The sequence below is a fragment of the Dactylosporangium sp. NPDC000555 genome (genome assembly GCF_040300025.1).
GTDB lineage: Bacteria > Actinomycetota > Actinomycetes > Mycobacteriales > Micromonosporaceae > Dactylosporangium.
This window is the reverse complement of record NZ_JBEPDB010000021.1, coordinates 75399-87561: the sequence shown is the minus strand read 5'-3', so window position 1 is coordinate 87561 and position 12163 is coordinate 75399. Positions and strand designations below refer to the sequence as shown.

8 protein-coding genes and 1 pseudogene are annotated in these 12163 nt (G+C 67.1%); 5 read left to right on the top strand and 4 right to left on the bottom strand.

What is annotated here, in order from left to right; all coding sequences use genetic code 11:
• Positions 1–2: 2 nt before the first annotated feature.
• From ABT297_RS16070 to ABT297_RS16050, 5 genes are all read left to right on the top strand, one after another.
• The gene (locus ABT297_RS16070; protein ID WP_350549505.1) at positions 3–980 is read left to right on the top strand and encodes a P-loop NTPase family protein; all 978 of its coding nucleotides are present in this window, start codon (positions 3–5) and stop codon (positions 978–980) included.
• A 325-nt stretch (positions 981–1305) separates the two neighbouring features.
• A complete protein-coding gene (locus ABT297_RS16065) occupies positions 1306–2817 on the top strand; it encodes a DUF3375 domain-containing protein (protein ID WP_350549478.1) in 1512 nt (503 codons plus the stop codon).
• A complete protein-coding gene (locus ABT297_RS16060) occupies positions 2814–3566 on the top strand; it encodes a DUF4194 domain-containing protein (protein ID WP_350549476.1) in 753 nt (250 codons plus the stop codon). The genes ABT297_RS16065 and ABT297_RS16060 overlap by 4 nt, the downstream gene beginning before the upstream one ends.
• Positions 3563–7108: an ATP-binding protein gene (locus tag ABT297_RS16055; protein ID WP_350549474.1), complete on the top strand. Its 3546-nt coding sequence runs from the start codon at positions 3563–3565 to the stop codon at positions 7106–7108. Before ABT297_RS16060 ends, ABT297_RS16055 begins: the two co-directional genes overlap by 4 nt.
• Positions 7105–8313, top strand: a complete 1209-nt coding sequence (locus ABT297_RS16050) for a Wadjet anti-phage system protein JetD domain-containing protein (protein ID WP_350549472.1) — start codon at positions 7105–7107, stop codon at positions 8311–8313. The genes ABT297_RS16055 and ABT297_RS16050 overlap by 4 nt, the downstream gene beginning before the upstream one ends.
• A 38-nt stretch (positions 8314–8351) precedes the next feature.
• On the opposite strand, the gene ABT297_RS16045 is transcribed toward ABT297_RS16050, so the two are convergent.
• The 4 genes and pseudogenes from ABT297_RS16045 to ABT297_RS16030 form a co-directional block, all read right to left on the bottom strand.
• Positions 8352–9320 carry an aldo/keto reductase gene (locus ABT297_RS16045; protein ID WP_350549470.1) on the bottom strand — a complete coding sequence of 323 codons (969 nt, stop codon included), beginning with the start codon at positions 9318–9320 and terminating at the stop codon, positions 8352–8354.
• A gap of 1151 nt (positions 9321–10471) precedes the next feature.
• A pseudogene (locus tag ABT297_RS16040) lies at positions 10472–10594 on the bottom strand (XRE family transcriptional regulator); the annotation flags it as partial.
• A 196-nt stretch (positions 10595–10790) separates the two neighbouring features.
• Positions 10791–11291 (bottom strand): DinB family protein, encoded by a 501-nt coding sequence (locus ABT297_RS16035; protein ID WP_350549468.1) that lies wholly within the window; start codon positions 11289–11291, stop codon positions 10791–10793.
• Positions 11288–11842, bottom strand: a complete 555-nt coding sequence (locus ABT297_RS16030; RefSeq protein WP_350549466.1) for a hypothetical protein — start codon at positions 11840–11842, stop codon at positions 11288–11290. Before ABT297_RS16030 ends, ABT297_RS16035 begins: the two co-directional genes overlap by 4 nt.
• Between the last annotated feature and the right edge of the window lie 321 nt (positions 11843–12163).

Genomic DNA, 12163 nt, shown 5'->3' with positions numbered 1-12163 from the left:
GCATGACAGCGGACGGCGAGCCCGTCAAAGTCGCCGCCGATGGTAACAATAAGTACTACGGCGAGCTGGTTCAGGTTCGGAAATATGACGCAAATGACGAGAGGTTCGGTCTCCTGGCGGCACTCGACGAAATAGCAAGAATGCTGACTGGAAAGCCGCCGCACGACAATGACGAGGGAGTCAAGACCGTTGCTGTGGTCGGCCGTGCAGGCGACCACGCCTCACGTTTGCAGACTTACTTTACTGGGGGAACGTCGCTTCCGAGAGGCGCCCCCGAATGGGCAAACAGACTGACCCGCGACTACCTACGTGTAGTGCATCACTTGATACAGGGTGACCTCCACGCGGCGTTCTCTGCCTACGAAACTTTTCTGTTCAGCGCTGGAGGCCACCGCACAAAGGACGAAATGCGACGGGCGTTGGCCGAACAATGGGCTACCGGCGAAGCGGACGTTCTTGTCTACAGGCGTACGATCGTCGGGGACCTCAAGAGGATTGAGCTTCAATTGACTGTCGGCGTGGATGTTCCAATATCAGCCGCCACAGGTTTCTGTGGAGTTGATTTGGTGGCGGTTCCGTCCGCACTTCTTGTGAAGCTTAAAACGGATTGCGGAGCATTCAGGCGGGCGAGGCAAGATCAGGATAGGATGCTTTCTAGCCTGTTCGCCGCGAAAGATGCGAGGGAATATTTCCGTCACCGGGATCATCCTGATGTTCGATTCGCGTTCTCGACCATTCACGGTGTCAAGGGCGAGACCTACGATGGCGTTGTGTTCTACACCCGGGCCGAGACCGACAACTGTAGTTGTCCGCCGGGTATCAGAGGCCGTAAATGGTCGAAGATTCTAACGCATAGTCTCGTTGAATGCGAGCATAAGCGCCTAGCGTATGTCGCGCTATCGCGGGCGGCGCAGGTGCTGTTTATTCTTGCGCCCGATGAAAGCTTTCAGGCATGGAGCGCGCTTGCTGGTGCTGACTGAGCCATTCCGCGCATGTAGCCGAGGTCGCCGAGGGTGCGCAGGTCGGCGGCGACGGTGATGGTGGTGGTGAGGGCGGGCAGGATCTCGGTGATCTCGGCGCCCTGCTGGCCGCGGTAGCCCTACGATCCCCGTAAGACCGCCACTCGCACACATGTACTATTGGCATTTTTGTCGTACAGGCCTGGCATCATCGATGCGTGTTGGCGACGTCGACGGGATGTCACATGAGGAATGTTCGCGCCTGGTGGTCGGCGATCGCGGCGGGCACCGGCGGCTGGTCGCAATGCCGAGCCGAGGCCAGCCGGGGTGGAAGGTGCGGCATTCGGTGACCGACATTGTCGGTGAGCTGGCCCGGGTCGGTGGTGCGTTCGATCAGCCGACCCTGACGCTGTTGTACCGCAGCCACGCGCGGGTGGTGATCGCGATGTTCCGCGGCGCGTTTAGCCGGGACAACCGCAGCGTCCCGGCGGCCAGGTTGCACGCCCAGGTCGACACCTATCTAGATCAGCTGCGGGTCGCCGGTGTGACCGACGTGCCGGCGGGTTCGGGTCGAGAGCTGTGTCTGCGGTGGATGCGGGGACAGTGGCTGGTCCGCAGCGTCGATGACGACGGCACCGAGGTCTACACGCTGACCAGCCACGCGCAGGACGCGCTCAACCTGGTGACGAGCCTGACCCGGGAGCGGGCGAGCCTGAGCGAGCACCGGATCGCCACGATCGTCAACGCGGTGCGACGGTTCAACACGGAGGCAAACCCGGACCGCGGCGCCCGGGTGGACATCCTCAACAGCGAGATCGCACGGCTGACCCGGGAACGCGACCGCCTCCTGGATGGCGGCGACCTGCCGCCGGTGTCGGCCGACTACATGCTGGAAGGCTTCGGGGAGCTGCTGCAGCTGGTCGCGGCGTTGCCGAGTGACTTCGCCCGGGTGGAGGAGGCGTTCACAGCGTTGCGGGCGCAGATCTTGGGCTCGTTCCGGGCCGAGGACCGGCACGCCGGCGACGTGATCGACGACTATCTGCGGCGGATCGACTCGCTGATGACCGCGACCGCGGAGGGTCGGGCGTTCGAGGGGGCGTTCACCTTGTTGCGCGACGACGAGTTGCTGCTGCAGCTGCGGGAGGATCTGTCGGCGTTGCTGAGCCATCCGACGGCGACGGAGATCCTCAACGACGCCGACCGTCGTGACCTGCGCGGCACGGTGGGACTGATCCGGCGCGGTATCGACGCGGTCCTGGCGCAGCGCAACCGGGTCACCGCGACCCTGCGCGAGTACATCCAGACCCACAACACCGTCCGGGACCGGGAGCTGGACAGTACCTTGCGCCGTCTCGACGCGGAACTGGCCCGGTGGATGAGCACCGCCGGCCCGCGCAGCACGGTGCCGGTGCCGATGCTGCCGGCCCGCATCGAGGTGCACCACCTGCGCGAGCGGTTCCACAACCCGGACGAGGACGCCGGGCCGCCCGCGCTGCGGGACATGACCGGCCAGCAGCCGGCCGGGCTGTCCCTGGCCGAACTGCTGGCCCAGGGCGGCCCGTCACTGGAGCAGCTGCGCACCGCGGTCGAGGACGCCCTCGCATCGCCGCAGCCACTGGTATCGCTGGGGCGGCTGTTCGACACGTTGGATCCGTCGCTGCGCCGCCCGGTCGAGGTCTTCGGCCTGCTGCACCTGGTCACCAACATGGACGGGCTTTCCCGCGACGACGAGCACCGCGAGGTCTACCACGCGGTGCGCCCGGACGGGACGCGCCGCGACCTGGCCGTTCCGATGATCACACCCTTACCGCGTCGTGCGAGCACGACGACCGCCCCAATGGGATCGGAGCCCGCATGAGCCTCGACGATGCCGGTCCTTCCCCTGCTCCGGCCGCCGGCTGGGATGATCCGGGCCGGGAGTTGACCAGCAGTGTGGCGTTGTTCGAGGGCGACGACGGCTCCCTGGAGCTGCCGCAGCGGCGGGTCCTGGTCGCGCTGCTCAAACAGCGGTTCATCACCGCGCGGAGCCACCCGACCGAGTGGCGGACCCTCACCGCGAACCCGCGGCCTGTCCGGTCCCGGCTCAACGACCTGTTCCTCGATCTGCACCTCGACCCAGTGCGTGAGGTCGCCTACAAGCGGCAGGTGGTCCCCGAGGGGGGCGGCAGGTTCCCGACGCTGCTGCATGACACGGCGTGGACCCGAGAGGAGACGATCCTGATGGTGTATCTGCGGACCCGCAGCCGTTCTGAGGAGGTCGCCGGCGCCGCCCGCACCTATGTCGACCGTCAGGACATGCTGGAACACGTCGCCGCCGTCCGCCCGGCACACGCCACCGACCAGGCCGGCGACGGCCGGCGCGCGGTGAAGGCCATCGAAAGTCTCAACCGGGCCGGGCTGCTGGTCGGGGCGAGCACCGCCGACCGGTTCGAGGTCAGCCCGGCCATCGACGTGGTCCTGCCGCTGGAGCGGCTACAGGAACTGCTGCGGTGGATCACCGCCCAACAGCACTCCGCCGCCAGCGCACCCGCCCCAGCCGACAACGCCCCCGACCTCGACAGCATTGACGGGACCGCCTCCGGCTTCAGCGGTGAGGATGCGCAGTGACCATCGACAGCCCGGACCAGCCCGCGCTCATGCCCATGTCGCTGGTTTCGCCGCCAACGGGTCAACCGCCCGCGCCACTGTTCTACCTCGCCGGTGCCACGGACGGCACGCTGCAAAGCAAGGCCGAGTCGTTCCAGCTGGTCAACTGGGGCGGGTTCGAGGGCCGGGTCCGGTTCGACTTCCATCCCGGCGCGACGCTGATCTCGGGGGCGTCGGGGACCGGCAAGAGCACCCTGCTCGACGCGTACATCGCGTTGATGATGCCGTCGGACACCCCGTTCAACGGCGCGTCCAACGACGCGGTCGCCGGCCGGGCCCGCAGCGCCGAGCAGCGCAACCTGCTGTCCTACCTGCGGGGACAGACCGACACGACCACCGACGGACACGGCCGGGAACGGCCGAAGGTGCTGCGCGGCGACGGTCGCTCCACCTGGGGTGCAGTGGCGATGACGTTCATCGACGACCACGGCCGGCGGTTCACCGCGCTGCGGGTGTACTACGTTCCGGCACGGGCGACCCAGGTCGGTGACATCACCATGCGCATGGCCACCTACGAGGGACACCTGGACCTGGTCGATCTCGCCCGGCACGCCGACGGGCTGTTCGCGCCGAAGGCTCTTAAGGAGGCGTTCCCCGGCCTGGACACTCACAACAGCTACACCGCGTTCGCCGCCCGGCTGCACACCAGGCTGGGCATCGGCGCCAACGGTGACGGGGACAAAGCACTGCGGCTGCTGGTGCGCATCCAGTCCGGACACCAGATCCGCACCGTCGACGAGCTGTACAAGGACATGGTGCTGGAACGGCCGGCGACGTACGAGGCGGCCGACCGGGCGATCGGCCACTTCGACGACCTCGAAGCCGCCTACCTCGCCATGCAGACCGAACAGCAGAAAGCCGAACTGCTCGGCCCGATCACCGGCAAACACGCCGAACTCACCGCGGCCCGGGCCACCATCACGCAGATCGACAGCTTCGGCCACACCGCCACCGAAGACAGCCCCATCACCCGGTGGCGACTGGGCCGGGAATCAACGCTGCTCGACGCCGCGATCGCCGACTGCCGGCACCAGCAGCAGCGCAACAGCACCGACCTCAGCCAGGCCGTCAGCTCGGTGACGTCGCTGGAGCAGGAACTGGCCACGACCGAGGCCGCCCACCGCGACGCCGGCGGCGGTGAACTGCAACGCCTCGCCGAACAGGTCACCCAGCAACGCCAACGCCGCGACGAGCGCCTGGACCGCCGAGGCGCGCTCGCCGCCCGCACCACCGCGCTTGCCGCACCGCTGGACGACCGGGACACCTTCGAACGGCTGCAGGCGACCGCAGCGGCGTTCCTCGCCGCGCACCCCGCCGCCGCAAAGGCGCTGCTGGAGCGCCGCGACGGCCTGCGTGACCGAGAGTTCCCGCTATTCGAACGCCGCAAGCACCTAACCGCTGAGAGCACCTCCCTCGCCGGGCGTACCGGCCGGGTGCCGAAGTACCTCGACGACCTGCGACACCAGGTGGCCGACGCCGCCGGCATCGACGCCGCGGACCTGCCGTTCCTCGCCGAGCTGATCGACATCGCCGCCGGCCAGCACCGGTGGCGCACGGCGGTGGAGACCGTCCTGGGCGCCAGCGCACGCCTGCTCCTCGTACCCCACGACCGGTTCGAGGCTTTCTCCGCCGCCATCGACCCGCTGCGGCTACGCGGCCGGCTCACCTTCGAAGGGGTCCCGCACGCCCCGGACCGCCCCGGCGAACCCGACCCGAACACGATCGCCGGCAAGCTGCTGTTCAAGAACTCCCCGTACACCGGCTGGGTCCGCCGCCACGTCGGCGATCCCGCCCGCAACGCCCTATGCGTGGAAACACCGGACCAACTGACCGGGCCGGGGCTGCGGGTCACCCTCGCCGGGCAGACCCGCATCGGCACCCGCGGCAGCCACGGCCGCACCGAACAGACGAGCATCATCGGGTTCAGCAACGAAGAAGCCCTCGCCGACATCGACCGCGAACTCGCCACCATCACCACCGCACTCGACGCGATCGCCACCGAACGCGCCACGCTCGACCACGAACGCAGCGTCCTGGACACCCAGCGCAGCGCCTACGAAGCGATCGACGCGGCCACCTGGGACGACATCGACGTCGCCGGCGTCGACGCGCGAATCGCACAACTGGAGGGCGCCCGCACGGCGATCCTGCACGCCGACGACCAGCTCCAGCACCTGCAGGACCGCATCGACGCCCTCGCCGGCGACCTCGAGCAGGCCCGGGCGGACCGCTTCCGGTTCACCGACCGCGCCACCGCGCTGCAGCGTCGCATGTCAACGCTGACCGAACAGCAGAGCACCGTCGCCACCGACCTGGACCGCATCGGTCAGGAACACAAGGTCACCCTCACCGACGAGCAGACTACCGCACTCGACCAGCATTTCACCGCCGCGGTCGCACCCGGCGACCCCGCGGACCTGGATCAGTTCCCGGCCAACCTGGCCCGGCTCAGACAACGGCTGTCCGCCGCCGCCGAGTCCGCCCGCACCCAGGCCCGCAACGCCGAAGCCGAACTCGAACGGATCTTCACCGCATACCAGCTGAAGTTTGAGGACCCCAATCTCGGCCGCACCGCGGCGTCCTACCCAGACTACGCGTCCATCCTCGACACCATCCTCACCACCGGCCTGCACGAACGTCGCGACGCGTGGCGGCAACGGCTGATGAAATGGAGCGGCGAGGACCTCGTCCCGCTCGCCGGCGCCATGGAATCGTCCATCGACGAGATCGAGGAACGCCTCGACCCGATCAACGCCATCCTGCGCGACCTGCCGTTTGGCGCCAACCGCGATCGGCTGCGGATCAAACTGCGGCGCCTCGCCCCGGACGCCGTGGTCCAGTTCCGTCGCCAACTTCGAGCACTGTCCTCCGGCGCCACCCGCGAACTGCCCGAACAGCAGATGCAGCAACGCTTCCACGAACTGCAACAGTTCATGCGCCGCATCCGCCGCCGCGACGACCCCCGCGCGGTCGCCGACCTCAGCGACCGCGACCGGCTCCTCGATGTACGCCGACACGTCGAGATCACCGCAGAACGCTACGACGCCGCCGGGCAACTGCTCAGCACCCACTCCTCCCTCGGCGGCAAAAGCGGCGGCGAAAGCCAGGAACTGGTCGCCTTCATCGTCGGCGCGGCACTCCGCTTCCGCCTCGGCGACGAACTACGGACCCGCCCCCGGTTCGCACCCGTCTTTCTCGACGAAGGCTTCGTCAAGTCCGACGCCGAGTTCGCCGGCCGCGCAGTACAGGCGTGGAAAGGACTCGGATTCCAGCTGATCGTCGGTGCGCCGCTGGACAAGGTGACCGCCCTCGAACCACACATGGACCAACTCCTGGCGATTACCAAAAACACCACCACCCACTACTCCTTCGTCACAGGCATCAGCGACGCCACGACTCCGCCGGGCAGCTATCCGCTCGCCATCCCCGGCGCCCGCACCCCGATCACCGGCACCGGCACCGCGGTGCAGCACTTCGCGCCGGACAGCAGTACGACACGATGAAAACCGTCGATCAGCTGCTGACCGATATCGAACGCCGGCTCAGTACCACCTGGGCAGCTGGCGTCACCCCTGCCACCACAGCTGACCAGCACCCGTCACTAGCCCCGCAACCGGACATGTCGACGGCATCCTGGCCACACGCGTTCCCGCTCGGCCAACGCGCGACCAGCGACCTAGCGAACGACTTCGCCGCCGCCGCCGCATGGGCCGCCACCTGGCGGACCTGGAGCGACGCCAATCACACGACACTGCGAACCCGCACCCGCCGTGTGCACGGCACCGACCAGCAGATCCCGACACACCTCGTTATCACCGACGTCGATCATGCTGCCCGGCTCTGCGGCCCCACCTGGACACGGCGGCTGGAACAAGGCCGCCGCCGGGCTACCACCCTCGCCGACCGATTCCCCCACCTCACCGACTCCGGGCTCCTCACCGCGACCGTCGCCGCGGTCGACAGCCTCGACGACGTCGACTTCGACCTGCTCTGCCGCGCCGGCGCCTGGTTCGCCACACATAACGCCACCGGCCTTACCCCGCGACAGGTACCGATCGAAGGCATGCACGCCAAATGGCTCAACCACCGCCACGCGCTGGTACGGCGACTGTCCGCCCGCGACGATCTGGGACTGCTGCCACCCCATCCGCCCCGGGTCCACTTCACCTACCTCGACCCCCACCATCGCGCCGCAGGCCGACGCCGGCACGACTCGGCCACCATCGGGGACCGGGCGCAACCGGCGTACCAGCCCCGGATCGTCGTGATCTCCGAGAACAAGGACACCGCGATCCACTTCCCCGAACTGCACGGCGGCATCAGCATCGAGGGCGTCGGCCGCGGCGGCTCCACCATCGCCGCCCTGCCCTGGCTGACCACCGCCGAGCGCATCATCTACTGGGGCGACATGGACGCTGACGGACTCGAGATCCTCAACGAGTTCCGCGCCGCGGGCATCCCCGCCGCCTCACTGTTCATGGACCTGGCCGCCTATACCGCCTGGGAACGCTACGGCACCAACGTCGACGCACGCGGACGGCCGCTGCAAGCCCGACCACCACGACCGGTCCCGCACCTAACCGACGCCGAGACGGAGCTCTACCGGTGCCTGACCGCCGAGGCCTGGACCCGTCATCGACGGGTGGAGCAGGAACGGATCCCACTCGACGTGGCCGCGACGACGGTGCGGCGGATCCTCGACAGATAGCGGAAGCCTGTCTTCGCGGTACCGTCACCAAGAGGTTGTTACCACCAGTAGTTGTCCTGAGGCAGGTACGGGTCTTCCAGGGCGGCGAGCTCGTCATCCGTGAGGTCGACGTCAAGGGCGGTGACGGCGTCCTGCAGGTGATGCGGCTTGGTTGCCCCCACGATCGGGCAGGAAACCGCCGGCTTGGACAGCACCCAGGCGAGCGCCACCTGGGCCATGGAGACGCCCCGGCCCTCGGCGACCCGTTGGATCGCGTACACCACCGGCTCGTCGACGTCTCGGTCGAACGCCTTCGCCACCGTGTCCGACGATGAACGGGTCGTCTGCTGACCCCAGGGCCGGGCGGCCCGGCCCTTCGCCAACGGCGAGTACGGGGTCAACCCGACACCCTGATCGAGACACATCGGGATCATGTCCCGCTCTTCCTCGCGCTTGAGCACGTTGTACTGGTCCTGCATCGCCGAGAACGTCGTCCACCCGTTCACCACGGCGGCATGCTGCAACTTGGCGAACTGCCACGCCCACATCGACGACCCACCGAGGTACCGCACCTTGCCGGCACGGACCAGGTCATCGAGGGCCCGCATCGTCTCCTCGACCGGCGTGTCAGGGTCGAAGCGGTGGATGTAGTAGACGTCGATGTAGTCCGTGCCCAGCCGTCGCAGCGAGGCGTCGGCCTGCTCCAGGATGGCCTTACGGGACAGGCCGCTGCCGCCTGGCCCGTCGTGCATCTTCCCGCTGACCTTGGTCGCCAGCACGATATCCTCCCGCCGGGAGAACCGGCTGATCGCCCGGCCGATGAACTCCTCCGACGTGCCGCCCTGGTAGACGTTCGCGGTATCCCAGAACGTCACCCCAAGCTCGACGGCCTGCCGGAAGAACGGCGCCGCCGCATCCTCATCCAAGGTCCACTGGTGCATCCCGGCCGCGGCCCGGCCGTAGCTCATGCATCCCAGCCCGATGCGACTCACCTTCAGCTCGGTCCGGCCCAGCCGTGTGAACTCCACCGCAGCCCCTTCGTATCAGCCAACCACCGCCGAAACCTTGCGTGGCCATACCGTTCAGCCTCGCACGCCACGCCCGGTCGTCGTCGGCAGAGCCCGCCCCGATCCGGCCCGAGCCAGACATGTGCGGGTCCTGGGTGCCCTTCGCAGCGGTCTCCGGCCGGCGGCGTGCACGGGCACGTTGTGTTCCTGACGTGATCGGACGTAGCGCGACCGTCGAGCACAACCCGCACCAGACCAGCACGGCCGCCAAGCGTTCGCGAGTCCGGGAGCGCCGGCGTGCGGTGAGATCGCGTGGACCTGCGGATACGCGCCGCACCGTTTGAGTACGGAGCCCTTGCGAAACGACACGCTTTCGTGAGAGGGTAAGGGGGTGGGGGACTGCGCGGACCATCTGACTACGGATCAGAAGGTCAGATCGCCGGGACGGCTCCTCGGCGCCCCGCCTACCGATCCAGCGAAGAACGTTGGCCAGCGCGAGGCTAGACAACTCGCCGATTTCCCGATGCGCGTACCTGCTGGACGCAGTCGGACAACGAGGCCTCCGGTCGGACTTGGGCACGCTCAACCGCTCCAAAACAGACGAGCACCTATCGAGCACCCCGGATCCACAGTGGACGGTCAACTTTAACGTTTTGGCTGGTCAACGGCCATTTAGGTCGACAATGATGGCGCGTTCCAGGGGATTAAAAGTCCGCAGCTCTGCCATTGAGCTAGCAGCCCGCGCTTGACAGGGTACCCGTGTCTCGAAAGTCGCTCCACTTGATACTCCAAATGCCGCATTTTCGCAGCTCAGAGCGGTGGAGGTCACCGACAGACGGGACGGGGCCGTGGCGCTCCGGCGCTGGGCGGACGAGCATGCCGAACAGACGAGCAACCACGGAGCAACCACAGGGCCGCCAGGAGTGCCAGTCGAGGGCCCGTCAGCAACGCCCCTCCCGAAGGATCACCCTACATACAGCCACTGCTGGATTGCGGTTCGTACTACCACCCGCCCCAATGATGGACGACTTCCGCGCTGGGTCTGACTCACTGCACGTACCGAATACGACCGACACGTGCGGCAACGTCTTGGATAACCGGTCAAATCAGTTGATCAAGGGTATTACGGATGATCGCTCGCGACACCTTGCCCGTGGATCGTCGATGCCTGCAAGTTTCGCGAATATGCGCTCGTAGAGGTCGATCTCGGTTGGGCGGACCACCTCGAGGCTGGCGGTTGGTGTCTCGAGGGCGACAAATACGTCGTCGAAGATCCAGAAGCCGGTCGACGCTACGGTGCCCCCGACGCATCTGACGGCCGTCGGATTGGAGCGTCAGCGGTCCGGGATTCACTGGCGTGGCATCGCTGCCTGCGGGTAGTCGACAGCAGCAGCAGCGGCGCCGGATCGTGCGGTTCACTAGGCCAGCGACGTTCGAGAGCGCAGTTTCTGGCAGTGCGAAGGCTTCGACTTTGGCCCCCGAAACCCTTGCTCACTGACCACACCCGCCCCGGCGTTGGAGCAGACCGCGGAGGAGGGCCGCCTGGCCGACGTGCTCGAGCCCTTCGACGAGCACTCCGACCAGCCGCTCCTGAACCGACACGGTGTTGCCGAGCGTAGGGCTAAAGACCAGCCGCGCCGGGTCGCCGGCCAGCGCAGCGTCCAGGTACGCGTGGAACCTCGCAACCACCGCACGGTGATAGGCGGCGACGACCACCGGCTCCGGACTACGGAAGGCCGCCACCTGCGCGGGCTTATGCCGATAGCCCGTCTCGTCAGGATCCCCTGGCCGGCCGAACCGAGCGTGCCACCCGTCGGCCACCCAGAGCTGGGCCTGACCATGCAGCTCGCTCACGTTCCGGTCATGGCTTCGGGTTAGGTGCCATAGCAGCCACCCGATCGAGTTGGTGCCCGGCTCGGGCACCGCGTCGAGCAGCGCCGGGTCCAGCCCGTCGAGCACAGCGATCACGTAGCCCGTCGAGGCCGCACTCACGCCCCTGACGGGTTGGGAAGCGGGGTCGGCGCGAAGGCCCGGAAGAATCTGTTCGCCGACGGCAACGCCAGCAGCACCAACGCGAGCGCCAGGGCAATCAGCAGCAGCAGGACAAGCACCAACCTCGTAGGCGCCCACCAAGAAGGCAGCATGTGTTGCAGACGCTGCTGGATCGGGTCTCGCGGCGCCGACCGGAAGGCAATCGAGCCGGCGGCGTCAATCGTCGGGCAGCAGAGCATGACGCCACCCAGCCACCAGGTCTTGGTCCGGGCTGAGTTCCTTCCCCGCCAATTCGAGCGGGCCAGCACGATCATCGCGCAGGCCGCAGCGACCTGCAGCACGGCGAAGCCGTGATTGGACAGGATGCCGAACCCCTCGAAGGACTCGGAGGCAACGGCGCCGTCCGCGACCGCATTCTCGTACGCGTCGACCCACATGTAGTAGTTCCACAATGACGAGGCGGCGTCAAGAACGGTCAGGATGGCGGCGCCGGAAAGTAGGCAAGCGGAGACCGTGACGGTAATCGGTCGGACCGGAGATGGTTGGGTCACGTCGAAATCCTAATGCAATACATTCCGGCGCCAAACGGCGCCAGTAACTGGAGTAACCGGTGTCCCGGCCGCGAGTTGACTGCGGCCGGGCCACCGGCGTGAAACAACGCTCACAGTTCCGCCTCGACACAGCAGAAGAGACGGATCCGGCGATTACATCACTGCTTCTTCGGAATAGTCACCGTGATACTAAAGTTTATGTATACGGTACGGTTGAACGATTCCGGCACCTGAGGCCACCAATCTTTGTAGCCGAAATACGGAGGTCGCAGCATCGACGTCGCCGACATTTGGTTATGGACGTCAATTTGCACACGATCA

Bases quoted from the DNA above. Each gene is read 5' to 3' on its own strand.
- ABT297_RS16050 (WP_350549472.1), top strand. From the start codon at position 7,105: ATGAAAACCGTCGATCAGCTGCTGACCGATATCGAACGCCGGCTCAGT.
- ABT297_RS16070 (WP_350549505.1), top strand. From the start codon at position 3: ATGACAGCGGACGGCGAGCCCGTCAAAGTCGCCGCCGATGGTAACAAT.
- ABT297_RS16060 (WP_350549476.1), top strand. From the start codon at position 2,814: ATGAGCCTCGACGATGCCGGTCCTTCCCCTGCTCCGGCCGCCGGCTGG.